25 protein-coding genes and 1 pseudogene are annotated in these 25,889 nt (G+C 75.4%); 8 read left to right on the top strand and 18 right to left on the bottom strand.

Annotated features, from left to right (window positions below; genetic code table 11):
• Window positions 1-14 precede the first annotated feature (14 nt).
• Complete coding sequence (locus ABD335_RS16640) at window positions 15-353, top strand: hypothetical protein (protein WP_344323601.1); 339 nt, start codon at window positions 15-17, stop codon at window positions 351-353.
• A 66-nt stretch (window positions 354-419) separates the two neighbouring features.
• Here ABD335_RS16640 and ABD335_RS16645 read toward each other — a convergent pair whose 3' ends face one another.
• Window positions 420-917, bottom strand: a complete 498-nt coding sequence (locus ABD335_RS16645) for a MarR family winged helix-turn-helix transcriptional regulator (protein WP_344323603.1) — start codon at window positions 915-917, stop codon at window positions 420-422.
• Window positions 918-1,055: 138 nt separating this feature from the next.
• On the opposite strand from ABD335_RS16645, the gene ABD335_RS16650 reads away from it, so the two are divergent.
• A complete protein-coding gene (locus ABD335_RS16650) occupies window positions 1,056-1,625 on the top strand; it encodes a hypothetical protein (RefSeq protein WP_344323605.1) in 570 nt (189 codons plus the stop codon).
• Window positions 1,626-1,854: 229 nt separating this feature from the next.
• On the opposite strand, the gene ABD335_RS16655 is transcribed toward ABD335_RS16650, so the two are convergent.
• Window positions 1,855-2,484 (bottom strand): TIGR00725 family protein, encoded by a 630-nt coding sequence (locus tag ABD335_RS16655; protein WP_344323607.1) that lies wholly within the window; start codon window positions 2,482-2,484, stop codon window positions 1,855-1,857.
• A gap of 50 nt (window positions 2,485-2,534) precedes the next feature.
• Entirely contained in the window at window positions 2,535-3,131 is a 597-nt protein-coding gene (locus ABD335_RS16660) for an LmrA/YxaF family transcription factor (RefSeq protein ID WP_344323609.1), read from the bottom strand.
• 215 nt (window positions 3,132-3,346) lie between these two features.
• Here ABD335_RS16660 and ABD335_RS16665 point away from each other — a divergent pair, with 215 nt between their 5' ends.
• Both ABD335_RS16665 and ABD335_RS30820 read left to right on the top strand, forming a co-directional pair.
• The gene (locus ABD335_RS16665; RefSeq protein WP_344323724.1) at window positions 3,347-4,231 is read left to right on the top strand and encodes an NAD(P)-dependent oxidoreductase; all 885 of its coding nucleotides are present in this window, start codon (window positions 3,347-3,349) and stop codon (window positions 4,229-4,231) included.
• Window positions 4,232-4,714: 483 nt separating this feature from the next.
• A pseudogene (locus tag ABD335_RS30820) lies at window positions 4,715-4,948 on the top strand (aminotransferase class I/II-fold pyridoxal phosphate-dependent enzyme); the annotation flags it as partial.
• Between the two features lie 70 nt (window positions 4,949-5,018).
• Here ABD335_RS30820 and ABD335_RS16670 read toward each other — a convergent pair.
• Window positions 5,019-5,750 carry a peptidoglycan recognition protein family protein gene (locus ABD335_RS16670; RefSeq protein WP_344323611.1) on the bottom strand — a complete coding sequence of 244 codons (732 nt, stop codon included), beginning with the start codon at window positions 5,748-5,750 and terminating at the stop codon, window positions 5,019-5,021.
• Between the two features lie 194 nt (window positions 5,751-5,944).
• Window positions 5,945-6,397 carry a hypothetical protein gene (locus ABD335_RS16675; protein ID WP_344323613.1) on the bottom strand — a complete coding sequence of 151 codons (453 nt, stop codon included), beginning with the start codon at window positions 6,395-6,397 and terminating at the stop codon, window positions 5,945-5,947.
• A 275-nt stretch (window positions 6,398-6,672) separates the two neighbouring features.
• On the opposite strand from ABD335_RS16675, the gene ABD335_RS16680 reads away from it, so the two are divergent.
• On the top strand, window positions 6,673-7,521 hold the full coding sequence (locus ABD335_RS16680) for a class I SAM-dependent methyltransferase (RefSeq protein ID WP_344323615.1): 849 nt from the start codon (window positions 6,673-6,675) through the stop codon (window positions 7,519-7,521).
• 79 nt (window positions 7,522-7,600) lie between these two features.
• Here ABD335_RS16680 and ABD335_RS16685 read toward each other — a convergent pair whose 3' ends face one another.
• The 4 genes from ABD335_RS16685 to ABD335_RS16700 all read right to left on the bottom strand — a co-directional run bounded on the left by ABD335_RS16685 (window position 7,601) and on the right by ABD335_RS16700 (window position 14,175).
• Window positions 7,601-10,591, bottom strand: coding sequence for a hypothetical protein (locus tag ABD335_RS16685; RefSeq protein ID WP_344323617.1), 2,991 nt, complete (start codon window positions 10,589-10,591; stop codon window positions 7,601-7,603).
• The gene (locus ABD335_RS16690; protein ID WP_344323620.1) at window positions 10,591-12,444 is read right to left on the bottom strand and encodes an HSP90 family protein; all 1,854 of its coding nucleotides are present in this window, start codon (window positions 12,442-12,444) and stop codon (window positions 10,591-10,593) included. Before ABD335_RS16690 ends, ABD335_RS16685 begins: the two co-directional genes overlap by 1 nt.
• Window positions 12,445-12,508: 64 nt before the next feature.
• The gene (locus ABD335_RS16695; RefSeq protein ID WP_344323622.1) at window positions 12,509-13,531 is read right to left on the bottom strand and encodes a hypothetical protein; all 1,023 of its coding nucleotides are present in this window, start codon (window positions 13,529-13,531) and stop codon (window positions 12,509-12,511) included.
• Window positions 13,532-13,635: 104 nt separating this feature from the next.
• Window positions 13,636-14,175, bottom strand: coding sequence for a response regulator (locus ABD335_RS16700; protein ID WP_344323624.1), 540 nt, complete (start codon window positions 14,173-14,175; stop codon window positions 13,636-13,638).
• Between the two features lie 183 nt (window positions 14,176-14,358).
• On the opposite strand from ABD335_RS16700, the gene ABD335_RS16705 reads away from it, so the two are divergent.
• Window positions 14,359-14,688 (top strand): SCO4225 family membrane protein, encoded by a 330-nt coding sequence (locus tag ABD335_RS16705; protein ID WP_344323626.1) that lies wholly within the window; start codon window positions 14,359-14,361, stop codon window positions 14,686-14,688.
• Between the two features lie 60 nt (window positions 14,689-14,748).
• On the opposite strand, the gene ABD335_RS16710 is transcribed toward ABD335_RS16705, so the two are convergent.
• From ABD335_RS16710 to ABD335_RS16720, 3 genes are all read right to left on the bottom strand, one after another.
• A complete protein-coding gene (locus tag ABD335_RS16710) occupies window positions 14,749-14,913 on the bottom strand; it encodes a hypothetical protein (RefSeq protein WP_344323628.1) in 165 nt (54 codons plus the stop codon).
• A gap of 67 nt (window positions 14,914-14,980) precedes the next feature.
• Complete coding sequence (locus tag ABD335_RS16715; protein ID WP_344323630.1) at window positions 14,981-16,042, bottom strand: rhamnogalacturonan acetylesterase; 1,062 nt, start codon at window positions 16,040-16,042, stop codon at window positions 14,981-14,983.
• 153 nt (window positions 16,043-16,195) lie between these two features.
• The gene (locus tag ABD335_RS16720) at window positions 16,196-16,951 is read right to left on the bottom strand and encodes a YoaK family protein (protein WP_344323633.1); all 756 of its coding nucleotides are present in this window, start codon (window positions 16,949-16,951) and stop codon (window positions 16,196-16,198) included.
• Window positions 16,952-17,092: 141 nt separating this feature from the next.
• Here ABD335_RS16720 and ABD335_RS16725 point away from each other — a divergent pair, with 141 nt between their 5' ends.
• Window positions 17,093-17,920, top strand: a complete 828-nt coding sequence (locus ABD335_RS16725; RefSeq protein ID WP_344323635.1) for an SDR family NAD(P)-dependent oxidoreductase — start codon at window positions 17,093-17,095, stop codon at window positions 17,918-17,920.
• A 48-nt stretch (window positions 17,921-17,968) separates the two neighbouring features.
• Here ABD335_RS16725 and ptsP read toward each other — a convergent pair whose 3' ends face one another.
• From ptsP to ABD335_RS16750, 5 genes are all read right to left on the bottom strand, one after another.
• Entirely contained in the window at window positions 17,969-19,627 is a 1,659-nt protein-coding gene (ptsP, locus tag ABD335_RS16730; RefSeq protein ID WP_344323637.1) for a phosphoenolpyruvate--protein phosphotransferase, read from the bottom strand.
• Window positions 19,624-19,902, bottom strand: coding sequence for an HPr family phosphocarrier protein (locus tag ABD335_RS16735; protein ID WP_344323639.1), 279 nt, complete (start codon window positions 19,900-19,902; stop codon window positions 19,624-19,626). Before ABD335_RS16735 ends, ptsP begins: the two co-directional genes overlap by 4 nt.
• 138 nt (window positions 19,903-20,040) lie before the next feature.
• The gene (locus ABD335_RS16740; protein ID WP_344323641.1) at window positions 20,041-22,116 is read right to left on the bottom strand and encodes a PTS fructose transporter subunit IIABC; all 2,076 of its coding nucleotides are present in this window, start codon (window positions 22,114-22,116) and stop codon (window positions 20,041-20,043) included.
• Between the two features lie 103 nt (window positions 22,117-22,219).
• Window positions 22,220-23,167, bottom strand: a complete 948-nt coding sequence (gene pfkB / locus ABD335_RS16745; RefSeq protein ID WP_344323644.1) for a 1-phosphofructokinase — start codon at window positions 23,165-23,167, stop codon at window positions 22,220-22,222.
• Entirely contained in the window at window positions 23,164-23,925 is a 762-nt protein-coding gene (locus ABD335_RS16750) for a DeoR/GlpR family DNA-binding transcription regulator (RefSeq protein ID WP_344323646.1), read from the bottom strand. The genes pfkB and ABD335_RS16750 overlap by 4 nt, the downstream gene beginning before the upstream one ends.
• Before the next feature lie 226 nt (window positions 23,926-24,151).
• Between ABD335_RS16750 and ABD335_RS16755 the strand changes: the two genes are divergently transcribed.
• The gene (locus ABD335_RS16755; RefSeq protein WP_344323648.1) at window positions 24,152-24,592 is read left to right on the top strand and encodes a DNA-binding protein; all 441 of its coding nucleotides are present in this window, start codon (window positions 24,152-24,154) and stop codon (window positions 24,590-24,592) included.
• Between the two features lie 110 nt (window positions 24,593-24,702).
• Here the strand turns inward: ABD335_RS16755 and ABD335_RS16760 are convergent, their stop codons facing one another.
• Window positions 24,703-25,779 (bottom strand): NAD(P)/FAD-dependent oxidoreductase, encoded by a 1,077-nt coding sequence (locus tag ABD335_RS16760; RefSeq protein WP_344323650.1) that lies wholly within the window; start codon window positions 25,777-25,779, stop codon window positions 24,703-24,705.
• Between the last annotated feature and the right edge of the window lie 110 nt (window positions 25,780-25,889).

Below are 25,889 nucleotides of genomic sequence, written 5' to 3' on the forward strand. Positions count from 1 at the left end.
AAGGACCGACCGACATGCCTCCCACCTGGCAGGAGATCGACGACGGCATCAACCGCATCGAGGGGTACCTGCTCGTGCAGGCCGAGCGGAGCAGCGCCCACAGGGACGCCGAGGCCCTCGCCCGGCGCATGCCCTGGCTGACCGCGGCCCAACACGACGAGTTCGTCCGCCTGTACAGCGAGGACCGGCTCCGCCTCACCGAGCAGTCGCTGCGCCGGATCGCCGACCGGGCGGTCGAGTTGCGCGCCGAGTACGCCTCCCGCTACCGCCGCCTGTGCCTGATCAGCTGGGGCATCGCCGCGACGGTTTCGACGGTCGTCGGCGCGCTGGGGGCGGTGCTCGCCCCGTGGTGACCGGCGGCCGGCGAAGGTGAGTGAGCGTGGGGCTCCGTGCCCGGACCGGGGCACGGAGCCCCACGCTCACTCCAGACGGAGGAGGAGTTCGCGCAGCAGGCCGGCCAGCTCGTCACGCTGCCCGTGGGCGAGCGCCTGGAGCAGGTCGGCTTCGAAGGCGTAGTGGTCCGGCAGGTCGCGGTCGAGGTCCTCGACCCCCTCGGGGGTCAGCCGCACCACGGTGGAGCGCCGGTCGTCGAGGGAGGAGCTGCGGGTGATCCACCCCTGCGCCTCCAGGCGCTTGAGCCGTCCGCTCAGCCCCGCCGAGGAGACCAGCATCGCCTGGCGGAGCCGACCGGGCGTCAGGGCGTAGGGCGGTCCCGAGCGGCGCAGGGCCCTCAACACGTCGAAGTCGCCCAGGTTCGACACCTCCATCCCCGGGCGCCGCCGCAGTCGGCGGTTCAACGCCTCCTCCACGATCTGGCCGAGCCGCAGGACCCTGGCCAGTACGTCCCCCGGGCTGGTGTCCAGGTCCGGCCACGCAGCGGCCCACTCCTGCTTCGCCGCGTCGACAGCGTCGCCCACCTGAACTCGTTTCTCGCGCACTCGAATCCCTGCGGCAACAGAATAAGCCGCCCGCGCCCCGGCCGACGCGGCCGTCGGCCGGCCGGAACGGGCGGACCGCCTGTCACCGGCGCGGGCTCATCGGCCATACTGCCCGCCGTGGAGCAGCGCATAGGTTCGATCACCCAGCCCCTGCACGCCGGCACCGACCCGGCCTACGTACCCGGCCTCACTCCCCCGGCCCCGGCCGGAGCGGAGGAGACGGCCTCGGAGGAGGTGACGGAACATCCGGCCGAGGACGTCCTCCTCGACGAGGCGGCCGACGCCGACGAGGAGCTCCGGGAGACGGAGGAGCCGGAGGAGTCGGAGGAGGACGGCGCCGGCGGGCCCGCCTTCGAGGTCTCCGACCACCGCGGCTCGATCGCCGCCGACCGCACCGGCGTCACGTTCCGCCTGGACGGCGAGGAGGCCTCGTTCTCCTGGAAGGAGATCGGCGCGGTCCAGATCGACCTTCCCCGCTTCGGGCGCCGGTTCTCCGTCACCGTCCACACCACCGCCCGCCGCTGGTACGACGCCGACGTCCAGGCGCCGACCAGGAAGCTCCTCACGCAGTGGTCGGAGGAGTTGGACGCGGTCCTGGACGCCTACTTCGAGGACGCCTCCCCCGGGAACGCGCCTTCGAAGGACACCACCCCTGAGGACACCACCGCCGAGGACACCACGCGGTAGCCGCGTCCGGAGACGGCCGCGCACGACCGCCCCGGACGGCGCCCCCCGGGCAGCCCGTCCGGGGCGGTCGTGCGCCCTCGCGCGTTCCGGTGCGTCCGGACCGCTTCCCACGCGGCGGGCGGTCCGGCGTCCTCCCCCGGGGAGCCGTGCGAACCGAGTGACCGCAGCCGTCGTCCAGGCGGGTGCCCGCCCCCTCGGCACCCCTTCCGCCCCTCCCGGGCACGGGAGTTCATCCGTCGGGCCGCCGGGCAGGGTGCGGAGACCGTGGTGGTTCCGGAGGCGTTCCCGGGCGGACGTGCGGGAGCCGGGGAGTTCGGCCGGGCGGGCCTTCCGCCGCGTCCTCCGGGGGTGCGGCGCCGCCGAGCACGTGCGCGACCGCCGCCGCCTCGGAGGCCACGTGGGCGAGCAGGCCGCCGGCGTCCGCGAGGGCCCCGTCCGGGCCCGTGACGCGCCAGCCGCGCAGGACGGCCACGGGCCGGCCGGTGCGCAGGGCGAGGGCGATCTCGCTCATCGTCCCCCAACTGCCGCCCACGGCGACCAGCCCGTCGCACGACCGGACCAGCACCCCGTTGCGCATCTGCCCCAGGCCCGTGGCCAGGGCGACGGTGAGGTGTTCGTTGCCGGCGCCGCGGTCGTCGCCGGGCAACAGGCCCACGACGGTGCCGCCCTCGCCCGCCGCGCCCTCCGCGCACGCCTCCATCACACCGCCCAGGCCGCCGCAGACCACGACCGCGCCGCGTCGGGCCAGCAGGGCGCCGACCGCCCTGGCGTGCGCGCGCTCCTCCTCGTCGGCGTCGCCGGGGCCCACCACGCCCACGTACGGGCGTGCCCGCCCGGCTCGGGGGTCCGTCGACGGCATGGGGGCTCCTTCCTCGCCGTGTGTCCGCTCTCGCCCGGCGCGAGGGGGCGTCAGGTCCGTCGGGTGACGGCGCCGTCCAGGAGCGGGGCGAGTTCTCGCGCCACGGTCTCGAGGGCGCGGACGTCCCGCTCGGCCCGGGCGATCAGGATCGCCCCCTCCAGCGCGCTGATCATGAGCGTGGCGAGCGGCTCGGCGCGCTCGGCCGGTACGCCCATTCCGGTCAGCGCCCGGGCCACCGGGCGGGTCCAGCCGGCGAACGCCTCCGCGACGGCGGCCCTGGTGGACTCGGTGGAGTCCGCCCAGTCCACCGTCGCCGCGGCGACGGGGCAGCCCGCCGCGAACCCGGCCGTCCGGTACTCGTCGGTCCACTGACGGACCATCGCGGCGAACAGCCGGCTCGGCGACGGCTCGGGCAGCTCGGCGAGGAACCGGTCGACGCGCCCGGCCGCGTAGCGTCCGGCCCACTCCACGGCCTCGTTGACGAGCTGTTCCTTGCCGCCCGGGAAGTAGTGCCGGAGCGATCCGCGCGGCGCGCTCGCGTGCGCGGCGACGTCGCGCAGGCCCGTCGCCGCGACCCCGTTGCGCCGGATGAGCTGGGCCGCGCTGAAGACCATCCGCTCGCGCGGGCCCCGCTCGGACACCGCCATCACCGACCTCCCACCGATCGACGGACCGGGACGAACCGTGCGGAACGGTTCCCGCTCCCGGTCCGGCCAGCCTATAGCCGCCGGTCGGGGCGGTTCCGGCCGCCGAGGCGCACGCCCGCTGTGCCGACCGTCACGGAGGCCCTACTATGACGGCTGTCATAATCGGCGAGGTCGGTGGCTTCCACGAGCGCACCGGCCGGAGACGGCGGCGCGTGATGGATGTCGGCTTCATCGGTCTCGGCGTCATGGGCGGGCCCATGGCGCTCAACCTGGTGCGGGCGGGGACGCCGCTCGTCGTCTGGAACCGCACCGCGGCCAAGAGCGAGCCGCTGCGCGCCGCCGGCGCGGAGGTGGCGGACGGCCCCGCGGAGGTCTTCGCCCGGGCCCGTACCGTGTTCCTGATGCCGGCCGACGAGGCCGCGGTCGACTCCATCCTGGCCCGCGGCACGCCGGACTTCGCCGACCGCGTCGCGGGCCGCACGATCGTCCACATGGGGACGGTGTCGCCCGACCACTCGCGCGGTCTGGAGGCCGATGTCCGCGCGGCCGGCGGCCGTTACGTCGAGGCTCCCGTCTCCGGCTCGCGCGGCCCCGCGGAGGCCGGGCGGCTCGTGGCGATGCTGGCCGGGGAGCGCGCGGCGGTGGAGGAGGTCCGTCCGCTGCTCGCGCCCCTGTGCCACGAGACCTTCCTCTGCGGGCCGGTCCCGAACGCGCTGCTGACGAAGCTCTCGGTGAACCTCTTCCTGATCACCATGGTCACCGGCCTCACCGAGGCGTTCCACTTCGCCGACCGGCACGGACTGGACAGGGGCCTGTTCCTGGACGTGCTCGGCGCCGGTCCGATGGCCAGCGACGTCTCCCGCGCGAAGGCCCCCAAGCTGCTCGCCCGCGACTTCGCCGTCCAGGCCGCCGCCTCGGACGTCCTGAAGAACAACCGGCTGATCGCCGAAGCGGCCCGGGAGGCCGGTCTGGCCTCGCCCCTGCTGGACGTCTGCCACGCCCTCTTCGGCGAGACGGTGGCGCTGGGGCACGGTGGGTCCGACATGGTGGCCGTCCTCCACGCGATCGAGGCGCGGACCGAGCGCGACGGGCACCGCTGACCCCCTCCGGGCCGTCCCCCGGGGAGACCGCCCTCGATGCCCTCCCCCGCGCCCCGGGCACGGTGACGGTCCGTCCCCGCCCGGTACGCCGCGCACGACCCTCCGCGAACCGGAACGGCGATTCCGGCGTCGGGTGTGTCCGTACGGCTGTATCACCGTGCGTGGTCACGCGGCGTCACGGCCGCGAGAAGGGTGGGCGGATGACCCTCCTGTGGGAGAAATGCGCCGGGTACACACGGGTGCGGGAGGCCAGGGACGCCGGTCTCCCCTACCCGTACTTCCTCCGCTTCGACGGTCGCGGTGCCGGCACCGCGACCGTCGACGGCCGTGAGGTGGTCGTGTTCGGCTCCAACGACTACCTGGGGCTGAGCACCGACCCCCGGGTGACCGCCGCGGCGGCACGGGCCGCGCGCCGCTACGGAGCCGGGTGCACCGGCTCCCGGCTCCTCAGACGAAGGCCGCGGCATCTGCTCCCACTTCGGCCTGACCGACGACGTACCGCTGGTCACGCTCACCTTCTCCCAGGCCCTCGGCTCGACCGGCGGCGCCGTCCTGGGGGACGCGGAGGTCGTCGAGTTCCTGCGGCACAACGCCCGTGGCCTGGTGTTCTCCGCGAGCGCCGGGCCCGCCGACACCGCGGCCGCGCTGGAATCCCTGCGGATCGTCGCGGAGGAGCCCTGGCGGTGCGCCGCCGTGGCGGAGAACGCCGCGCGCCTGCGCCGGGAGTCGACCGCGACCGGCTCCCGGGTGCCGCGCCCGGCGCCTGACGTCCGCCGGGCGCGGACCGTCAGGGCCGGCGCAGGCGGGCCGTCTCCTCACGGATCGCGGGCAGGAGGTCGTACAGCGCCTGTCCGGGACAGTCGGTCTGGTGGCTGTCGCGGTGGCCGGAGATCACGCGGAACGTCGCCGCCTCGCCCTCGTCGTAACGGCTCTCGTCGTTCGTCGAGACCAGGCGCACCGTGCCGCGCGGGTCGACCCCGGGGCGGAGTTTCCACGCCGCGACCCTGGCTATCGCGTCGACGACGGCTCGCGGCACCTCCTGTCCCTCGCCGTAGGTGCCCAGCGCGGCCACACCGACGCTGTTGCGGTTGAACCCCTTGGTGTGCGCCCCGTACACGGGGCGCTCGATGCCGCCCGCCCGGCCCTCGTAGATGGTGCCGCAGCGGTCCACGACGAAGTTGTAGCCGATGTCGTCCCACCCCTCGCCCTTGACGTGCTCCACCTCCAACGCCCGCAGCATCGCCGGGACGTCGTCGCAGTCGTAGCCGTTGGGGTGGCCGGTGTGGTGGACGAAGACGGCGCTCGCCGGGCCCGTGTACCTGGCGCGTTCCCGGACCATGCTCTCGTCCGCGTGCCAGTCCGCCCGGCTGACGATCGCGGGCCGCGGCGCGCTCGGCGGGGGCGCGGAGTCGGTCGCCTCCGACTCCGGCGGCCCCGGCGGCGAGGCGGGAACGTCCCGTATCACCAGCAGGGTGAGAGGCAGGAGGGCGGCGCCCAGTGCCATGCGTGGGGACCACATGCCTCCACCCTGCGCGCACCGGCCGCCGATCTCGCGGCCGACAGGTCCGATCGGGTGATGCCCTGGCGCCGTTCGCCGGGCTGTTTGCGCAGGTCACTCGGGGTTACCGGACGGTTCGGCGCCGCTTGCCGGCCCAGGCGCCGTCCGGTCCGTCGCTCCGGTCCGGACGCGCGCCGGTCGGCGGGCGCCTTCCGTCACCGCCGCCGGAGGGCCGGCCGGTCCGCTCCGAGTTCGCGCCGGGCCGCTTCCATGAAGGCGTGGCGTCGTTCGCGCTTGCCGAGCGTGCCCGCGTCCGCGGATTCGTCCCGTACGAGCCGGTGCAGGGCGAGGGTGTAGTCGTGGGCCGCCTGGGCCGTCTCGTGCGAGCAGACCAGTTCCACCGTCTTCTTGGCCAACCACAGGTCGTGGAGCCTCTCGTCGCCCGCCGCGGCCCCGCCGTCGTCGCCGTCGGGGAAGCCGAGGTCCCGGCGGTCCAGGGCGAGTTCGACCCGCTGTGCGGCGGCCAGGAAGCCCATGACGGCCTCCTTGCGTTCCGCGTGCTCGGCCTCCTCCCGCTGCCGCCGGTCCCGCCGCAGTTCCACCCGGGTGGTCATGTACTGGCCCGTGAGCGTGCCCGCCGTGCCCAGCAGGACTCCGGCCAAGGTCATGAGCGCCGTACCTCCGATTCCGTCCACGGTGGGGATCCTGGTCCGCGCCCGGCGGGGGAACACCTCGTTCCGCCGGGGACCGAGGTGATCGTCCGCCCGGGGCGCCGCACAGCCGGACGCGGGCGGGAGACGGCGGGCGCCCCTTGTTGCGAAGGTGGCAACAATGTTTGCCGGATCGCTCCGTCCGGGCGCATGGTCGGCGTCACGAGGTGCCCGACCGCGGCCGGCCCGTGGACCGCGCACGGAACGGCACACGGGACGACGAGGGGACGACGATGGGACGGAACGCGATGCACCACTTCGACTGGGCCGCGATGGCCGACATGCTGGAACTCGACGGCGAGACGCACGAACCCTGCGTACGGCAGGCCATCGAGGAACTGGCGCACCCGACCCCGCGGCGGATCCTGGACGTCGGCAGCGGACCGGGCGTCACGGCCTGCCGGCTGGCGGCCGCCTTCCCGCGGGCCGAGGTCACCGCCGTGGACGGAACGCCGGAACTGCTGGCCCGCGCCCGGGAGCGGGCCGCGCGGCTCGGCGTCCGGCTGGAGACCCGGGTGGTCGACCTCCCGGAGGGGCTCGCCGACCTGGAGCCCGCGGACCTGGTGTGGGCGGGGCAGGTCGTGCACCACGTCGGCGACCAGCAGGCGGCACTGGACCGGCTGGCCGGGCTGCTCGAACCCGGCGGCGTGCTGGCCGTCGTGGAGGGCGGTCTGCCCGCCCGCCGGCTGCCGCGCGACCTGGGCTTCGGCCGTCCCGGGTTGCAGGCCCGGCTGGACGTGGCGCTGGAGGAGTCGTTCGCCCGGATGCGGGCCGAACTGCCCGGATCGGTGGCGGTGGTCGAACACTGGCCCGGCATGCTGGAGGCCGCGGGGCTCACCGACGTGTACAGCAGGACCTTCCTGGTGGACCGTCCCGCGCCCCTGGCCGAGGGGCCGCGACGGTCCGTGCGGCAGATGCTGGAGCGGTACCGCGAAGTCCTCGCCGACTTCCTGGACGCCGAGGACAAGGCGACGCTGGACCGGCTGCTCGACCCGGACGACCCGGCGGGAGTCGACCGGCGCCCGGACCTCTTCCTGCTGGCCGCGAGGACCGTCCACTTCGGCCGCCGACCCGAGCGCTGAGCCCGGCGCGGGCCCGAGCGCCGGGTCGGGGCGCACGGCACACCGTGCGCCCCGACCCGGTCGACGCCGGAAGGCGGGCTCAGCGGGAGGCCAGATCCTCGCGCAGGGCGTTCAGGATCCTGACGGCCTCGTCGAGACCGGACTCCCCGCAGCGGTGGATCGCCGCGTCCAGCCGGGACACGGCGGCCCGCGGCCGGTTCAGTCCGTTGCCCTCGATCAGCGCGGCGAGCCGTGCCGTCTCCGCCCGCTCCACCTCCCCGTCCGGACCGCCCTCGACGAAGCGCGCGTCCGCTCGTTCCGCCTCGGCCAGCGCCTCCTCGAAGCGCTCGGCGCGGGCCAGGCAGCGGGCGCGGCAGCGGTGGTTCTGCCCGGCGTGGTACCAGTGGGGGAAGCCCTCCCACTCCGCGTCCGCGGCGATCTCGGCCAGCAGCCGGTCGGCGGTGGCCAGGTGGTCGAGGGCCTCGTCGATCCCGCCGTCCTCCCCGCGTGTGGCGAGGTCGGCGAAGTCCCGCAGCATGTCCACGACCGGGGCCGGGTTCGGTGCCTTCGCGTGCGAGGCCAGGGCGCGTTCCCGGGCGGTCCCGGCGGCCTCCGGACGGTCGGCGTGGGCCAGCGCCACCGCGGCCTGGGCGGCCACCATGGTGTGGGTGACCTGCTCCTCCCAGCCGGCCACCGTGTCGGCCAGGCGCAGGAACTCCTCCGCCGCCGCGCGGTACTCCTCCAGGTCCATCAGGCCGCGGGCGAGGGTGAGCCGGACCTGGGCCGACAGCCGCTCGTCCAGCGGGCCTCCGGCGTCCCCCGCGCCCTCGCGGACCACGGACTCCAGCACGGCGACGGCGTCCTGCGCCTGTCCGGACAGGGTCAGGGCCTCGGCGAGTTCCAGTCGGCACTCGGCGGCGCCGTCGTGGTCGCCCTCCCGGTCGAGCCGGGCGGCGGCCTCGGACAGGTGGCGGACGGCGCCGGAGAGTTCGCCGGCGTGCTTGCAGGCGTGGCCGAGCATCGCGTGGACGGAGGTGACCGGGAACGCCCGGTCGCCGTACCGCGCGGCCTGCGCCATGGCCTGTCGGAAGACCTCCACGGCCTCTTCGGCCCGCCCGGTCCGCATCAGGATCTGACCGAGCAGCAGCATGCCGCGGGTGGCCCGCCACGGGGTGCCGATCTCCTCCAGGATCTCCCGGGAGCGACGCTGCCGTTCGACGGCCTCCTCCAGCCGCCCGGTGCGGGCGGCGACGTCGGCGGTGTACAGGTGGGCGGCGGCGGTCTGGTGGGGGACCTTCCACCGCTCGGCCGCCGCGTGGAGGGCCGCCACCGCCCGCTCGAAGCGCTCCACGACCTCCGGGGCGGCGTCCGGCAGCGTCTCCACCAGTTCGGCGTGCGCGGCGAAGGCCCGGCAGTGGACCACGACGAGGTACCTGTCGGGCCGGAACTCCGCGTCCGGCTCCCGCTCGCCGTCGGGGAGCATCGACTCGGCCCGCTCCAGCAGGGAGTCGAGTTCCCGCCACATTTCGGACGTCCCGTCCGGGGTGCCCTCCGGCTCCGCGTTCCCCTTCTCCGCGGCTTCCCCCGCGGTCTTCCCCATGCCCCTCTCCACGGCTCGGCACGCCGCGCGGGCCCGAGCCGCAAGGGCGTGCCAGGGCAGGCCGGCCCGGTCGTACAGCTCGGCCGCCTCGGCCATCCCCGCCCGGCCGTCGGCGGGCCGGTCGGCCTCGTAGGCGGCGAAGGCACGCTGTTCGGCCAGTTCCGCCAGGAGATGGTCCGGATCGCCGAGCGCCGGGTCGTGGACGTACCCCTCGGCGGCGACGCGCTCGGCGATCCGCTCCCACAGCGGTGCGTCGCCGGGGTGGCCGTCGGCCGCCATCCGCCGAGCCTCGGCGACCAGTTCCGCGAAGTCCTCCGGAACGGTCACCCGGTGCTCGGCGGCGGGGACGGCCGGCGTGGCCCGCTCGGCCCTCGGGCCGGTCAGCGGTGTGACGCGCAGGCCCAGCGGGAGGGGTTCGTCCGTCAGCGGGCGCTGTGCCAGACGCGCGCGGCGGCGGTCGCCGACCGTCGGGGTGCCGTTGCGCCGGTCGAAGGCGGCGGCCAACTCCTCCGCCTCGCCGTCGACGTGGGCGAGCAGCGTCCGTGCCGTCCACTGCCGCCCGGACGGCCCGGCGACGGGAGTCTCGGCGTACCCCTCCTCGACGAGGCGGTCGAGCAGCACCTGGACGCCGGTGAGGAAGGCCAGCCGTGCCTTGGGGGCACCGGTGACGCCGAACAGCTCCCGGTTCTCGGCGAGGATCTCCAGCCCGCGGCCCTCGTTGCGGGTCAGCGCGCAGAACTCCAGGTGCAGGCCGACCTCCTCGGCCATCCCGGTCTTGCCGCGCGCGTAGCGGTATCCGGCCAGGTGGTGCGAGCGGGCCTCGTCGAGGCGGCCGGTGCGCAGCAGCGGCAGCAGCGCGAAGGCGTGGCTGACGTACGGCTCCTCCTGGCAGCTCACCATGCCGGCGAAGAGCGGCGCCCAGGTCTTCAGGGCCTCCTCGTCGTCGCCCAGGACGACGTGGTGCAGCGCCCGGTGCCGTATCTCGCACGCCTCGCAGTCGCTGAGTTCGTCCCGGGGGCGGGTCACCCACAGGTCGTAGGCCGCCGCCAGGCCGTCGCCGGTGTGCATCGCGAGGCGGTGGGCCATCGCCGCCACCGGCTGCATGCCGTGGCCGGCCTCCCGGTAGCGTTCGCGCATCCGGTCGATCCACTGCCCGATGGTGGCCAGCGGCACGTCCGGCACCTCGATCAGCGAGGTCGTCACCCACTTGAAGCACCAGTGGAGCCGGTGGACCTCCCAGTCGTTGAACGCCTTCGGCCGGCTGTCGTACAGCTGGAGCAGCCGGGCGAAGACCACCGGCGACTTGCGGTGCTCGCCGGTGTACTCGTACGCCTCCAGCAGCTCCAGCAGGGCGGTGACGAGCATGTCGGGTTCCTCGAACTGCTCGGCCGCGGCCACCAGTTCCTCGGCGGTCACGGTCCTGGGCAGTCCGTAGGGGCGTTCGTGGTTCTCCCGCAGTGCGTCGAGCACGGCCTCCGGGGTGTCCAGCATCACGGCTCCTTCCGGGTGGCCGGGTCGTCGTGTTCGTGCATGGCGTGGTCGAGCAGGCCGAGGAAGGCGCGGTTGAGGAGGGCGCTCTCGGCGGCGCGCAGCGGGCGGCGGCTGAGCAGCAGCGCCTGCCCGTACAGCGCCTCGGCGGTGACGCCGGCCAGTCCGCGTTCGGTGATCGTCACCGCGCGGCGGACCAGCGGGTTGAGGTGGTTGAGCACCAGTTGGGCGCGGGGGGCCTCGGTCCGCAGCGAGCCGAGGATGTCGGCCCACAACCCGTCGGCGGCACCGGCCAGTTCAGACCGGGTGCGCTCGTGGCGGGCCTCCCGGTTGTCCAGGAGGAGGGCGGGGGCGGTCACCGGCTGGAAGCTGCGCAGCACCACGTCGCAGTCCTGGGCGCCGATCACCTCGCGGGCGACGGTCAGGAAGGCCGCGGCGGCCAGTTCGGCGGTGGGGTCCACCGCGTCCAGGTGGGCGGTGACGGCGGCCGGGTCCAGGTCGTCGACCGAGATGCCGGGCCGTATCTCCGGCAGCCGGTGCACCAGGTCCCGGTCGTAGGTGTAGCCGCCGTTGACGACCCCGAGCCCGGCCGCCGCGGCGATCGACGCGACCTGCCGGAACTCCTCCACGCTGCGGGTGACCAGGATCGTGGGGTGGCTGCGGGCGAACTCCTCCAGCGTGACGTTGCCGTCGGTCGTCTCGAACGGCAGCCACGGCAGCAGCATCCGCAGCAGGGCGTCGTCGTAGCGGGCCAGCGCCTTGACGGCCAGGTGGTGAACGTCGACGAAGCGGTGCAGGAGGGTCGGGTCGCCGGCGGCCAGGCCGGTGAGCCAGTCGCGCAGCCGGGCGCCGAGGGCGTCGCGGACGGCGTCGAGCGTCTCGTCCTCGTACAGCGCCTCCCGGGAGGCGGTCGGCCGCAGGCCGGTGGTGTCGACCACGCAGCGGACGAAGAACGCCCAGTCCGGCAGGAGTTCGGTGGCCTGGTCGGAGACCAGCATGCCCTTGAGGTGCACGCGGTGGCCGGCGCGCTGCGAGGGGCTGACCGCGGTCGGCAGCACGTACGCGACGCCGCGCAGGCCGACGACCGGCAGGTCCAGGTCGATGGTGTCCAGCGGGGTGAAGCCGAAGGTGGACCGGCAGTGTTCGACCAGCGCCTCGCGGCGGGCGAGCGGCGAGGCGTACCGCTGTTCCCACGGCGGGGTCCGGTCGACGCGGGTGGCCGTGCCGCGCGCGTCGACCACGGTGACCTCGTGCCGCAGCAGGCTGCCGTAGTGGCGGGCCAGTTCGACGACCCGGTCGTGGCTCGTCCACTCGGTGCCGTCCGCCCGCGGGGTGAGCCGCACGGTCGTCCCCGGCTCGGGCTTGGCCCGCGGGGGCAGGGTGCGGATGGTGTAGCTGCCGTCGGCCCGTCCGCACCACTCGACGACCGGCGCGTCGGGGGTGGCGGCCGAGCGGCTGACGACGGTGATCTCGTCGGCCACCACGAAGCAGGCGAGCAGTCCGATGCCGAACTGGCCGATGAACTCGGAGCGCGCGGAGGCGATGGCGATGCCGTCGAGGCCGCCGTCGGCGGAGCGCTTGGAGCTGCGGCCGATCGTCGCCAGGAAGGAGTGGACGTCCTTCTCGGTGAGTCCGACGCCGGTGTCGGTCACGGCGAGCGTGTCGCCGCCGGCCTCCACGGTGATGCGGGCCGGGGCGCTCGGGTCCAGCGCCTGCCGCGCGGTGATGGCGTCCACCGCGTTCTGGAGCAGTTCGCGCAGGTAGACCCGCGGGCTGGAGTAGAGGTGGTGGGAGAGCAGGTCGACCAGGCCGCGCAGGTCGACCTGGAAGGTGTGGGCTGTGTGGGACTGGGACACCGGGTCGGGCTTTCTTCCGTGGACGCGTGGAGGGTTTCCGTGAACGGCTGGGGGGTCGGCGGGATCAACGGCCGGCGGCCGAGCGCCGCTTGCGGAACGCGGCGACCGGGTCCGCGCCGAGGTAGCACCAGGGGAACTCGGTGACCTGTCCGTCGACCGCCGCGAACGAGGCCGCCGCCGCCTTGCGTTCGCCGGCCAGCGAGAAGGCCATCGCGAAGGTGTTGTGCACGGAGATCCATTCGTGCCGGCGCCCGGGGTCGAAGTCGGGGTGGCGGATGGAACGGTCGGCGGCCTCGTGCAGTTCGGCCCGCACGTCGGGGCGGCGGATGTACGTCTCGTCCTCGCCCGCCTCCAGGTCCAGCCAGTGCTCCAGGTGGGCGAGGGCCACCAGTTCGCCCAGCGCGGTGCCCTCGGGGGCCGCCAGCATCGCCTCGCGGGCGAAGCCGTGCATCGCCTCGTGCGAGCCGCCCCACTTGGCGCACACCTGCTGCAACTGCTGCCGGTGGGCGCCCAGGTGCCAGGGGGCGCGCCGCACGGTCGCCTCGAAGCGGCGCCGGGCGATCTCCTGTCCGACCTGGAGGCCGCGTCCGGAGACCTGGAGCAGGAACCAGGGGGCCACCCAGTCCGGTTCGCGTTCGGCCACCCGGTACAGCAGGTCCTCGGCCACCCTCAGCCGCTCGTGGAAGATCCGGAACTGCTCGCGGGAGACCTGGGAGGCCCGGGCGGCGGTGCGGGCCTCCCACCCCCAGTGGATGTGCTGCGCGCCGGCCGTCAGCAGGGCCAGGGTGCCGTCCGGCTCCCGCTCCAGCACGCCGCCCATCCAGTCGGCCATGCCCGGGGTCTCGGAGACGTGCCACACCAGCCGGCCCAGTTCCTCCCCGTCGGTCACGGCCTCCAACTGCTCCCGCATCGCGGGCCAGTCGCCCGCGTGGGCGGCTGCCTGGAGCCGGGCCAGCTCCGGGTCCCCGAAGTCCGTGACGAGGCGCGCCGGCGACTTGCGTCCCCACGCCCCGAACGAGAACAGCGACCGGCGCGGGCCGCTGTTCGGCTGCTCCCGCACCGTGGAGCGGTGGTCGGCGAATGCCATGAACGTCCCCCTCGTGAAAACCCCGACAGGGCCGCTGATCACCGCCCCCGGAGAACGAATATCATGCGGTGCCGACAACGCTTCGGCCAGGGGTTTTCGAAGAGTCACCGACCGTGGTCCAGCTTGCGGAGCAGCGCGTTCACATGCGTCTCGACCGTCCCCACGGACACCCCGAGCCGCTCGCCGATCTCGGCGTTGGTCCGCCCCCAGGCGATGGGGAACAACACCTCCCGTTCGCGCGGGGTGAGCCGTTCCAGCGCTCCGTCGGTCTCGGGGCGACCGGGCGCACCGTGCGCGAAGGCGGCGATGAGACGGCGGGTCACCGCCGGCGCCCGGGCGTCCTTGAGCAGGAAGCCGGACGCTCCGGCGCGCAGGGCCTCGAAGACGTGGACGTCCCGGTCGAAGGTGGTGAGCACCGGGACGCGGGGGCCGTCCTCTCCCCCGGTGATCGACCGCGTGGCCGTCAGCCCGTCCATGCCGGGCATGCCGATGTCCATCAGCACCACGTCCGGCCGGAGTTCCGCCACCGGCGCCACGGCCGAGGCGCCGGCACCGGCCTCGTCGGCCACCGACAGGTCCGGTTCGGCGTCGATGATCGCGGCGAAGCCCGCGCGGACCACGGCCTGGTCGTCGACGACCGGCACACGAACGGCCGTCGCTCCACCCCCTGAACCGGGCCGGTGAACGGTCGAACCGGCACCGCGCCCTTGTTCCGCGCGCGGGTCCGGCGTTCGCGGTCTCCGCCGGGCCGGTGCGCGGTAGCCTGTCCGGCACGGTGCCGGGCCGCCGCGCACGGCGGCGGGACCGGTCGCGGAGCGGAGGGGCGGATGGGCGGCACACGGCGCGGCGGGCGCGTCCTGACGGCGGTGGCGGGGACGTGGACGGCGCGCGTCTACCTCGCGCTGTGCTGCGCCCTGTTGGTGTGGGTGGTGGCGGACACCGTCCTCGTCGACCATCCGGACGCCTCCATGGCGGCGGTCTTCCCCCTGCTCGCCACCGCGCCCCTGAGCCTGGTCTTCCTCTTCCTCCCCGGAGACGGCGGCCTGTTCGGCTACGTGCTGATCGTCACCGTCTCCGCCCTGGTGAACGCCGCCCTGCTCAACTGGGCGGTGCGGGCGGCGGGACGGCGCGAGGGGAGCACCGGCGACCCTCGGTGACGCCCGTCCGCGTCCGCCTCCTGTTGCCTCCTGTCCCCTCTCCCGCTCCCTTCCGCCCGCTCACCGGTTCGCCGCCTCCTCCGGCGCGGCTCCGGCCGGCAGCCCCGTTCCCATCTCCACCGGTCCGACCGGGCCCGTGCCGGGCCGTAACGCGCCGAACGGCCACCACGCCACCTGTGCGGCGGCGAGGGCCACCGGAAGCAGCCGGTTCCATCGGGAGTCCATGACGCGGGGGACGACAGCAGCGCGGCCCGCCCGGGCACCGGCGCGTTCCCGGTCCCGGACGGCCGGGTCAGCGCAGCAGGCGGCCCGGCACCAGTTCCCGGGCGCGCAGTTCGTCCGCGACGAGGCGGGCGAACTCGGTCGCGCCGGTGACGGAGGTGTGGGTGTTGTCGCGCTTCTCGTCGTAGAGGTAGAGCGCCTTGGACGCCTCCGGGCCGTACCGTTCGACGAGTCGCCGGGTGAGGGCGGTGAGGTCGATCAGGGGGACGCCGAGTTCGGCGGCGAGGGCGCGCTGCTCGGCGGGGAGGTCCACGCCGAGGCCGTTGACGTGGAGGGCGGTGCCGTTGTCCAGGGTTCCGTCGGGGTTGAACCAGCGGCGGACGACGGGGGTCACCAGGACGGGCCGGGCGCCCTTGGCGCGCACCCGCTGGACGAGCCGTGTGAGGTTGGCGCGGTGGTCCTCGGCGGTCGTCTGCTTGTCGTTGTGACCGAACTGGACGAGCACGAGGTCACCGCGCCGGACGCGCTCGTACAGGGCCGGGAACAGGGCGGGGTCGGCCAGGAAGGAGGCCGACCCCTCTCCGGAGTCGGCGTGGTTGGCGACCGAGATGCCGCGCTCGAGGAACCGCGGGAGCTGCTGTCCCCAGCCGGCGTAGGGCTCGCCGGGCTGGTCGCAGACGGTGGAGTCGCCGGCGAGGAGGATCTTGGGCCTGTGGTGGGCCGGGGTGACCTTGACGCCGTGGAGCAGGGGCGCCGACCCGCCGAAGTACAGGTCGAGGCCGGGGTTTCCGTCGGGGCCGGTCGGTTCGCCCTCGGGTTCGCGCACGTCGACGGTGAAGCTCCGGCGGACCGGCTCCCCGGGGGCCGTGGCGGTCTCGGCCAGGACGGTCCTGCGGGTCTCGGCGGTGATCTCCGTGCTGCCCGCGGTCCCACCGCCCAGCACCACGGTGACGTCGTAGGTGCCGGGGGCGACGTCGAAGCGGCAGACCACCGGACGTTCTCCGGAACACGCTTGCGCTCCCCGGCCGGTGCTCGCGGCCGGTGCGGGGTCCGCGTCGGCCCGGGCGGGGGTGGCGGAGAGAGCGGCGAGCGAGGCGATGGCGGCCGGCAGTGCGGTACCGGCGCGTCTCATGGAGGACCCTTCCTGTCGGGGGACGTGGACGACCGAGGGGAACCCAACCACAGACGGTAAACGCTTTCTAGAGAGGTGCGCCGAGAAGTCGGACGCGGGCGCAGGGAACGGTGCCGAAGGAGATCGGAGGCGCACGGTCCGGCCGAGAGGGCGCTACCCCGCGGCGCCGGGGGACACCGGCGGGCGGTAGCGGGACAGGAGGGCGTGCAGCGCCGCGAGGAGCAGGACCGCCGCGGCGACGGCGAGCAGGGCGCGTCCGGTGCCCCACGGCACCATGAGCGTGCCCAGGACCCCGCCGGTGAACATCCCGCCGACCGTCGCGGCGAGCCGGACGCGGTCCAACCGCCGCCGGGCGGAGCGCGCCTCGGAGGTGACGCGCGCCCCGGCGACGAGGTCGTCGACCAGTCGCACCAGCGAGGACTGGATGAGCAGCGTCGGCATCCCCGGGACGGCCGCGCGCATCGTGGAGGTCGCGCGCATGCCCATGGCGAACCCCACGATGGAGACGGCCGGCAGGTCCGAGTCGTGCGCGAGCGAGCCGGTGCCGTGCCGCACCAGGGCCACCACGCCGGCCGTGGCGAGCAGGGCGGCCTCGGCGGCGAGCGCGGCGGGGAACCAGCGGCGTCCCCGGGCGACGAGCCGGGCCGCCGGCAGGGACGCGGCGGCGGCGCCCAGCACGAACCCGATCAGGGCGACGGCGGGACGGACGACGGGGACCCGCCCCTCCCCGACCAGGGCGAAGGAGAGGAACACCAGATTGCCGGTGGCCAGGGCGGTGAAGACCTGGCCCATGGTGAGGAAGCCGATCGCGTCGACCGCGCCCGCCACCACGGTGAGCGCCGTCATGGCCGCGACCTCCCGGACCTCGCGCGGGCCCGACGGAGCGGCGGAGTCGGATCTTTCGGACATGCGGTCAGCCTGTCTCCTCCCCCGCCATCCGCGTGGCCGGCGTGCGCGCCCGCGGTCCGGTCTCCGCCGAAAGGACCCCGTCGCGGGCCCCACGTGGCTCCTTCGCGAGGTGACGGGCCCGGTGCGGGGTACCCGGGCGGCATGAGCGAACATCCCACCACCGACGCCCGGCCGCTGGCCCTGGTCACCGGGGCGTCCAGCGGCATCGGTCTGGAACTGGCCCGGCAGTTCGCCGAGCACGGCTTCGACCTGCTGGTCAACGCCGAGGACGACCGGCTGGAGGACGCCGCCGAGCGGCTGCGCGCCGCCGGGACCGAGGTGCTGCCCGTCCGTGCCGACCTGCGCCGTCACGACGAGGTCGAACGGCTGTGGGCGGCCGTCACCACGACGGGGCGGCCGGTCGACGCCGCGGCCCTCAACGCCGGCATCGGCCGGGGCGGCGCGTTCGTCGACACCGACCTCGCCGACGAACTCGACCTCATCGCCCTCAACGTCACCTCCACCGTCCACCTGGCCAAACGGCTGCTGAGGGAGATGGCCGCCCGCGACGAGGGCCGGCTGCTGATCACCTCGTCCATCGCGTCCACCATGCCCGGCCCCTACCAGGCGGTGTACAACGCCTCGAAGTCCTTCCTGCAGTCCTTCGCCGAGGCGCTGAGGGACGAGCTGAGGGACACCGGGGTGACCGTCACCTCGCTGATGCCCGGACCGACCGACACCGACTTCTTCCGCCGGGGCGACCTGGAGGACACCAAGCTGGCCGAGCAGGCCACGGACGACCCGGCGCTGGTCGCCCGGCAGGGCTTCGAGGCCCTGATGAAGGGCGAGGAGAAGAAGGTGGCGGGCTCGGTGAAGTCGCGGGCCCAGGGGCTGGCCAACGCCGTGCTCCCCGACCGCCTCAAGGCCGCCGGCCACCGGAGGATGGCCGAGCCGGGCTCCGCCGACCGGGGCCGGGACGAGGAGTCCTGAGCACCGGCCGGGCGGTCCCCGGTCCGCGAGCGGCCCGCCGCCGCGCCGTCACCCCAGTGCCCGCCGCACCGCGTCGCGGGCCGCCGCCGCGTCGGGGGCGGCGAGCGCCAGGTCCGCCAGGCGGCGGCAGTCCCGACGGGTGTGGGCGGCCAGGGCGGCACGGACGTCGGCCAGGCGGCCGGGAGCGGTCGACAGGCTCGTCACGCCGAGGCCGGTCAGGACCAGGGCCAGCGCGGGGTCGGCCGCGGCCTCCCCGCAGACCCCCACCGGACGGCCGCGCCGTCCGCCCTCCCGCGCCGCCGCGCGCACCAGCTCCAGCAGGGCCGGCTGCCAGGGGTCCAGCAGGTCGGCCAGGCTGCCGAGGGTCCGGTCGGCGGCGAAGGTGTACTGGGCGAGGTCGTTGGTGCCGACGCTGAGGAAGTCGCACACGTCCGCCAGCGCCCCGGCGCGCAGCGCCGCCGCGGGCACCTCCACCATGGAGCCGGCGACCGGCAGGCCGTGGGCGCGGACCCGCTCGGCGAACTCCGCCGCCTCGCGCGGCACCGACACCATGGGCGCCATCACCCACACCTCGGCCCCGCTGCCCTCGGCGGCCCCGGCAATGGCGGCCAACTGGGTCTCCAGCAGGTGCGGGTCCCGTGCGGCGGTGCGCAGTCCGCGGACGCCCAGGGCCGGGTTCTGCTCGTCGGCGGCGGTCGCGAACGGCAGCGGTTTGTCGGCCCCGGCGTCCAGGGTCCGCACGACGACGCGGCGTCCGGCGAAGGCCGTGAAGACCTCCCGGTAGGCGGCGGTCTGCTCCTCCTCGGTGGGTGCCTCGGCGCGGTCGAGGAAGAGGAACTCGGTGCGGAACAGGCCCACGCCCTCGCTGTCGGTCGTCGCCGCGGCCGGCAGCTCGCCCAGCGCCCCGAGGTTGACCAGCAGCTTCACCGGGTGCCCGTCGGCCGTGCGGCCGGGCCCGTGCGCCCGCGCGGCCCGCTCGCGCCGCCGCTCCTCCCGACGGGCCGCCTCGGCGACGGCCTCGGGGCTCGGGTCGGCCTCGACGGTGCCGGCGGAGCCGTCGACGAGCACCCGCCGCCCGTCGGCCAGGCCGGCGGCGCGGTCGCAGCCGACCACGGCGGGCAGCCCCAGGGTCCTGGCGAGGATGGCGGTGTGGCTGGTGGGGCCGCCGCGCTCGGTGACCAGGGCCAGCACCCGCTCCGGGTCGAGGAGGGCGGTGTCGGCGGGCGCGAGGTCGTCGGCGACCAGGACGTAGGGGTGTCCGGGGTCGGGCAGCCCGGGCATGGGCAGGCCCAGCAGCCGCGCCGTGCAGCGGTCCCGCAGGTCGTCCAGGTCGGCGACCCGTTCGGCGAAGTAGCCGCCCGCCGCTTCGAGCGCGGCGCGGAACTCCCCGAAGGCGGCGGCGAGCGCGTGGGCCCCGTCGGTGCCCTCCAGCACCAGCGCCTCGACCCGGTCGCCCAGGGCGGGGTCCTCCGCCATCAGCGCCTGCGCGGAGAGCACGTCGCGCGCGGCCCCGTCGGCGGCCTCGGCGCGTCGCCGCAGGTCGTCGGCGGTCTCCCGCAGGGCGCGGCGGGCCGCTGCCGCCTCGGCGGGCGCCTGGTCCGGGGCGATCGCGCGCGGCGCGGGGAGGGCGGGCGGTGGTGCCATGCGGGCGACGGGTCCGGCGGCGCTGCCGCCGCCGATCCCGATGCCGGTCAGCACGGCCGTCACCGCGGCTCCTCGGCGTCCAGGTCGCTCGCGAGGACGCCGGCCAGTTCCTCGATCGCGGCCTCGGCGCCGTCGCCCTCGGCGGCCAGCACCACGGAGTCGCCGTGCTCGGCGCCCAGGGCGAGCACGGAGAGCAGGCTCCGGGCGTCGACGGGGGCCCGGCCGTCGCGGGCGATGGTCACCTTGACGGGCTGACGGGCGGCGGCCTGCACGAACAGCGAGGCCGGGCGGGCGTGCAGTCCGCTGCGGGAGCCTATGACGACGGTGCGCTGGGGCATGGGGATCACACTCCGTTGGGGTGGTGGGGAAGGCGGCCGGACGTTCGGGGCACGGCGGTGGGCGTCCGCGCGTCCGGCCGGTGTCGACGGGGACGTGGCTCGGGGGTCGGCGGGGCCGACGGGACGACGGTGTTCGGCTCAGGCCGCCACCGGCGTCCTGGGGTCGGCGGACTCGGCCTCGGCGGGCGCGGCCTGCCCCGCGGGGGCCTGCCGGCGGCTGCCCTTGAGGAGGACGACCAGGGTGGCGGTGACGACCGTGCCGGCGGCGATCGCCACCAGGTAGAGCAGCGGTCCGCCGATCAGCGGCACCACGAAGACGCCGCCGTGCGGGGCGCGGAGCGTGGCGCCGAAGGCCATCGACAGGGCCCCGGTGACCGCGCCGCCCGCCATCGCGGACGGGATGACCCGCAGCGGGTCGGCCGCGGCGAACGGGATCGCGCCCTCGGTGATGAACGAGGCGCCCAGCACCCAGGCCGCCTTGCCGTTCTCCCGCTCGGTCTTGGTGAACAGCCTGCCGCGCACCGTCGTGGCCAGCGCCATCGCCAGCGGGGGCACCATGCCGGCGGCCATCACCGCGGCCATCACCTTGAGGCTGCCGTCGTTGGGCGCGGTGAGGCCGCCGACGGCGAAGGCGTACGCCACCTTGTTGAGCGGGCCGCCCAGGTCGAAGCACATCATCAGGCCGAGCACGGCGCCCAGGACGACGGCGTTGGAGCCGGACAGGCCGCTCAGCCAGTCGGTGAGCGCCCTCTGGAGGGCGGCGATCGGCTCGCCGACCACCACGAACATCAGGAAGCCGACGGCCGCCGAGCCCAGGAGCGGGATCACCAGGACGGGCATGATGCCGCGCAGCGTCGCGGGGATCCTCACCCGCTGGATCGCCGTGACCACCCCGCCCGCGATGAGGCCGGCGACGAGGCCGCCGAGGAAGCCGGCCTCGATGGTGACGGCGATGGCGCCGCCGACGAAGCCGGGGACGAGGCCGGGACGGTCGGCCATGCCGTAGGCGATGTACCCGGCCAGGACGGGCACGAGGAAGCCGAAGGCGGCGCCGCCGATCTGGTTGAGCAGGGCGGCCCAGCTCTCGGTCTCGGTCCACACGAAGTGCTCGGCCACGGACTTCGCGTTCGCGATCTCGTAGCCGCCCAGCGCGAAGGACAGGGCGATCAGCAGACCGCCGGCGGCGACGAACGGCACCATGTAGCTCACGCCGCTCATCAGGTGGCGACGCAGCCGCGATCCGAAGCCCTCGCCGGAGGCGGTGTCGGTGCGGGCGTCGGCGCGGGCGTCGGCGTCGGTTCCGTCCGGGCCGGCGACGGCCGTGGTCTCCCCGCGGGCGGCCTTGGCGCGCACCCGCTCGATCAGTTCGGCGGGCCGGTTGACGGCGGCCTTCACCCCGACGTCGACGGTGGGCTTGCCCGCGAACCGGGCCCGCTCCCGCACCTCCACGTCGTGCGCGAGGATCACGCCGTCGGCGGCGGCGATCACCGCCGGGTCCAGCCGGGTGAACCCGGCGGACCCCTGGGTCTCGACGACCACCTCGACGCCGGCTTCCCGCCCGGCCCGCTCCAGGGCCTCGGCGGCCATGTAGGTGTGGGCGATGCCGGTGGGGCAGGAGGTGACGGCGACGATCCGGAAGGGCGCGTCGCCCACCGCCGGCTCGTCCGCCGCCGGATCGGCCGCCCCGTCCTCGGGCCGCTCGGTCCCGACGGGTGCCTCGGAGGCGTCCCCGGCGGACTCGGCGGACTCGGCGGACTCGGCGGACGGCGGTTCGTCGCCGCGTATCAGGGCCGCCGTCGCCGTCGCGTCGTCGGCGTTCCGGAGCGCGGCGGTGAAGCCCTCGTCCATCAGCCGGCGGGCCAGGGCCGACAGGATCGACAGGTGGTCGGAGTGCGCCCCGGCGGGCGCGGCGATCAGGAAGACGAGGTCGGCGGGGCGGCCGTCCGGCGCCCCGAAGTCGATGCCCTCGGCGCTGCGACCGAAGGCCAGCGTGGGCTCCGTGACGTGTTCGCTGCGGCAGTGCGGGATGCCGATGCCGCCCTCCAGGCCGGTCGGCATCTGTGCCTCGCGGGCGGCCACGTCGGCGAGGAAGCCCTCGATGTCGGTGACGCGGCCGGCGGCGACCATCCGCTCGGCGAGCGACCGTACGGCGTCTTCCTTGGTCCGGGCGGACAGGTCGAGGTCGACCAGTTCCGCGGTGATCAACTCGCTCATCACGCGGCTCCTTGCTCGCGGACCGCCCGGTGGGCGGAGGGATGGGGGACGTGGGGGCTCGACGGGACCCGCCGGTCCGGCGGGAGCGGCCGGAGGCGGGGGCTCATGGCACCGGCTCCGTCAGGGCGCGGTCCAGGGGGACGTCGGCGGTGGTGGTGACCGCCGCCGGGTCCAGGTCGGCCGGTGTCGGCATGACGCTGCCGGGCAGCTGCACGGCCGCGGCCCCGTGGGCGACGGCCGCCGCCAGCGCGGCGGGGCCCGCGCCGCCGGCGGTCAGGAAGCCCGCCAGCGAGGCGTCGCCCGCGCCGACGTTGCTGCGCACCGCGGCGACCGGCGCGCGGCCGAAGTGGGTTCCGGTGTCGTCGACCAGGAGCTGGCCGTCGGCCCCGAGGCTGGCGAGGACGGCCCGGGCGCCGCGCTCGCGCAGCTCCTCGGCCGCCTTGACGGCGTCGCCGACCGTGGCCAGGGGCCGCCCCACGGCTTCGGCGAGTTCCGCGGCGTTCGGCTTCACCACGTCCGGCCGCTCCCCCAGGGCCGCGGTCAGGGCCGCCCCGGAGGTGTCCAGGGCGATTCGGGCGCCGGCCCGGTGGGCGCGGCGGACCAGCTCGGCGTACCAGCGGGGCCGCAGCCCGCGCGGGAGGCTGCCGCAGCAGGCGATCCAGTCGGCGCCGGCCGACCGCGACCGCACGGTCTCCAGCAGCGCCTCGGCCTCGGCCCCGGTGAGCTCGGGACCGGCCGCGTTGACCTTGGTGAGGGTGCCGTCGGGCTCGACCAGGGTGATGTTGACACGGGTCGAGCCGGCCACGGGCACGCCCGCCGCCTCGATGCCGTGGTCGGCCAGCAGCCGGGCGAGCAGCGCTCCCTCGGGGCCGCCGAGCGGGACGACGGCGACCGTCCGGCGGCCGGCCGCCGCGACGGCGCGGGAGACGTTGACGCCCTTGCCGCCGGGATCGACCCGGTCCGCGGCGGCCCGCAGCACGGCGCCGCGGTCCAGCGCGGGCAGTTCGTAGGTGCGGTCCAGGCTCGGGTTCGGTGTGACGGTGAGGATCACGCGCGCACCACCTCCGTGCCCTGCCGTTCGATGGCGCGGGCCTCCTCGGGGCCGAGCCCGGTGTCGGTGACGAGCAGGTCGACCCGGGACAGGTCGCCGAAGCGGGCGAAGTGCCGCTGCCCGAACTTGGCGGAGTCGGCGAGGAGCACGACCCGGCGGGCCGCCGCGACGGCCGCCCGTTTGACGGCGGCCTCGGCCAGGTCGGGGGTGGTGAGGCCGCCGTCGAGGGAGAAGCCGTTGGTGGCGAGGAAGAGCACGTCGGCGTTGATCTCGCGGTAGGCGCGCAGGGCCCAGTCGTCGACGGCGGCCCGGGTGCGGTGCCGGACCCGGCCGCCGACCAGATGGAGGGCGATGCCGGGGTGGTCGGCGAGCCGGGCGGCGACGGGCAGCGCGTGGGTGACGACCGTGAGGCCCGAGTCCATCGGGAACTCGGCGGCCAGGCGGGCGACGGTCGTGCCGGCGTCGAGGATCACGCTTCCGTCGGCGGGGAGTTCGGCCAGCGCGGCCCGTGCGATGCGGTTCTTCTCGTCGGCGGCGACGGCGTCGCGCTCCACGAGGTCGGGTTCGAAGTCGAGCCGGCCGGCGGGGATGGCGCCACCGTGGACGCGGCGGACCAGCCCGGCCCGGTCGAGGACCTTCAGGTCGCGCCGGACGGTCTCGGCGGTGACCTGGAACTCCTCGGCCAGGGCCAGGACGTCGACCCGCCCTCTCTCGCGGGCCAGACGCAGGATCTCCTGCTGGCGCTCCGCAGCGTACATGTGGTTTTGAGTCCGTTCCGTGCCCGATCTTGTTGGTCCGGCGTCATGTTACGGAGACACTGCCGAGAAGTAAACACATCCGGGCAGAAAAACGGGCAGGAACGGGCAGGAGCAGGTCGGGCGCCCCGCTCGACCGCCTCCCCTCCGAGCGGCCGGCCGGAACCTTTCAACATTTCGTTTACAACGGAATGTTGACATCGGATCGTGCGTCACGCACCGTTGTGCCATGCCGTCGACTCCCGAGCAGTCCCCCGATCCCTTCACGCCTCCGCGCCCGGACCGGGCGCGGGCGCACCGCGTGTACGCGTCCCTGTTCCGCATCGCCGAGCGGCACGCGGCCACCGAGGAACAGCGCCGCCGGCAGGTCCACCCCTCGACCATCGGGCCCTACGAGGCCGTCAGGCTCGTGTCGTTCCTGCTCAGCGGGGCGGCACGGCTCGACGACGGCGAGCCGGAGGTGGACGAGGCCGACATCGTCGCCGCCCTGAGCCTCGTCCCCCGGGCCCGCGGCGAGATGGACGAGATCGAGGCCGGGCTCCTGCGGATGGCGCGGGGTCGCGGCATGACCTGGCAGGAGATCGCCTTCGGTCTCGGGCTCGGCACCCCCCAGGCGGCCAGGCAGCGCTACGAACGGTTGAACGAGCGCATCGTCGCCGAATCGGAGTAGCCCCTGGCCGACTCCTCGGCGACGGTCGGGCCCGCCGTGGCCCGTCCGCCCCGTCACCCGAGGACCGGCCGTGCCCTCTCCCCCGCTCTTCTTCCGCCGGGGTCGGCGCGTCACCGCCGTCCGGGACGGCCGTGAGCCGGCAGGCCCTCCAGACCGTGGCGGCGCTTCGCCGAGGTCCGCTCGCAGGTGGCGGCCTCCGCGGCCGGGGTGAAGACGTCCGCGATCCGGCCCGTCCTCCGGCGGGCCACGGCGGCGTCGGTGTCGGCGGCGACGAGGTCGGCGTTGATCGCCGCCGCGGCCCGCGTTCCCGCGGCGACCGCGGCCGGAACTCCGGCCAGGGGGTCGGTGACGTTGCCGGCGACCCACACGCCGGGGACGCCGGTGCGCCCGTCGGCGTCCGCCTCGACGTGGCTCCCCGTGCCCGTCGGGTGCTCCACGGCCGTCAGGCCGAGCTCCGCGAGCACACCGCCGCGGGCCTCCATCCGGGGCGCCACCGCCAGGGCCCGCAGCGGAACGCGCCGACCGGACGCCAACCGCACCCCGGCGAGGCGGTCGTCCTCGACCTCCACGGCGACGACCTCCCCGTCCACCACGCGGATGTCGCGAGCGGCCAGCCTCTCCGCCTCCTCCTCGCCCAGCGGGCCGGCGGTGTGCGTGAACACGGTCACCTCGGCCGACAACTGGCGGAACAGCAGCGCCTGGTGGACCGCCGCCGGGCCGGTGGCCAGCACCCCGATCGGCTCGTTCCGCACCTCCCACCCGTGGCAGTACGGGCAGTGGAGCACGTCCCGGCCCCACCGCTCGCGCACTCCGTCCACCTCGGGAAGCCGGTCGACCAGCCCGGTGGTCACCAGCAACCGCCGTGCGGTGTGGCGGTCGCCGCCCGCCGTCTCCACGACGAACCGCTCGCCGTCGCGGCGGACCGCCACGACCCGGTCCGCGACGACCCGGCCGCCGTACCCGGCGATCTCCTCCCGCCCCGCCCTCAGCAGCTCGCCCGGAGCGACGCCGTCACGGGACAGGAAGCCGTGCACCCCCGAGGCGGGTGCGTTGCGGGGCTCGCCGGAGTCCACGACCACCACCGATCGCCGGGAGCGGACCAATGTCAGGGCCCCCGACAGGCCGGCGACTCCGCCGCCGACGACCAGCACGTCCACACCGGAGGGGTTCTTCGTCGTCTCGGTCATGCGGACACCCTCCGACCGCCTCCCGCGAGGAGGCAACGTTTCTTGCCGGTTCGGCAAAACCGGGAGGCCGGCGCCCGGACCCGGCCGACCGCGGGGCCCGCGTCATCGAG

This window comes from Streptomyces macrosporus, assembly GCF_039533145.1.
Classification (GTDB): Bacteria; Actinomycetota; Actinomycetes; order Streptomycetales; family Streptomycetaceae; genus Streptomyces; species Streptomyces macrosporus.

Bases quoted from the DNA above. Each gene is read 5' to 3' on its own strand.
- ABD335_RS16640 (WP_344323601.1), top strand. From the start codon at position 15: ATGCCTCCCACCTGGCAGGAGATCGACGACGGCATCAACCGCATCGAG.
- ABD335_RS16655 (WP_344323607.1), bottom strand. From the start codon at position 2,484: ATGCCGTCGACGGACCCCCGAGCCGGGCGGGCACGCCCGTACGTGGGC.
- ABD335_RS16660 (WP_344323609.1), bottom strand. From the start codon at position 3,131: ATGGCGGTGTCCGAGCGGGGCCCGCGCGAGCGGATGGTCTTCAGCGCG.
- ABD335_RS16665 (WP_344323724.1), top strand. From the start codon at position 3,347: ATGGATGTCGGCTTCATCGGTCTCGGCGTCATGGGCGGGCCCATGGCG.
- ABD335_RS16670 (WP_344323611.1), bottom strand. From the start codon at position 5,750: ATGTGGTCCCCACGCATGGCACTGGGCGCCGCCCTCCTGCCTCTCACC.
- ABD335_RS16675 (WP_344323613.1), bottom strand. From the start codon at position 6,397: ATGACCTTGGCCGGAGTCCTGCTGGGCACGGCGGGCACGCTCACGGGC.
- ABD335_RS16680 (WP_344323615.1), top strand. From the start codon at position 6,673: ATGGGACGGAACGCGATGCACCACTTCGACTGGGCCGCGATGGCCGAC.
- ABD335_RS16685 (WP_344323617.1), bottom strand. From the start codon at position 10,591: ATGCTGGACACCCCGGAGGCCGTGCTCGACGCACTGCGGGAGAACCAC.
- ABD335_RS16695 (WP_344323622.1), bottom strand. From the start codon at position 13,531: ATGGCATTCGCCGACCACCGCTCCACGGTGCGGGAGCAGCCGAACAGC.
- ABD335_RS16705 (WP_344323626.1), top strand. From the start codon at position 14,359: ATGGGCGGCACACGGCGCGGCGGGCGCGTCCTGACGGCGGTGGCGGGG.
- ABD335_RS16710 (WP_344323628.1), bottom strand. From the start codon at position 14,913: ATGGACTCCCGATGGAACCGGCTGCTTCCGGTGGCCCTCGCCGCCGCA.
- ABD335_RS16715 (WP_344323630.1), bottom strand. From the start codon at position 16,042: ATGAGACGCGCCGGTACCGCACTGCCGGCCGCCATCGCCTCGCTCGCC.
- ABD335_RS16720 (WP_344323633.1), bottom strand. From the start codon at position 16,951: ATGTCCGAAAGATCCGACTCCGCCGCTCCGTCGGGCCCGCGCGAGGTC.
- ABD335_RS16725 (WP_344323635.1), top strand. From the start codon at position 17,093: ATGAGCGAACATCCCACCACCGACGCCCGGCCGCTGGCCCTGGTCACC.
- ABD335_RS16735 (WP_344323639.1), bottom strand. From the start codon at position 19,902: ATGCCCCAGCGCACCGTCGTCATAGGCTCCCGCAGCGGACTGCACGCC.
- ABD335_RS16740 (WP_344323641.1), bottom strand. From the start codon at position 22,116: ATGAGCGAGTTGATCACCGCGGAACTGGTCGACCTCGACCTGTCCGCC.
- ABD335_RS16750 (WP_344323646.1), bottom strand. From the start codon at position 23,925: ATGTACGCTGCGGAGCGCCAGCAGGAGATCCTGCGTCTGGCCCGCGAG.
- ABD335_RS16755 (WP_344323648.1), top strand. From the start codon at position 24,152: ATGCCGTCGACTCCCGAGCAGTCCCCCGATCCCTTCACGCCTCCGCGC.
- ABD335_RS16760 (WP_344323650.1), bottom strand. From the start codon at position 25,779: ATGACCGAGACGACGAAGAACCCCTCCGGTGTGGACGTGCTGGTCGTC.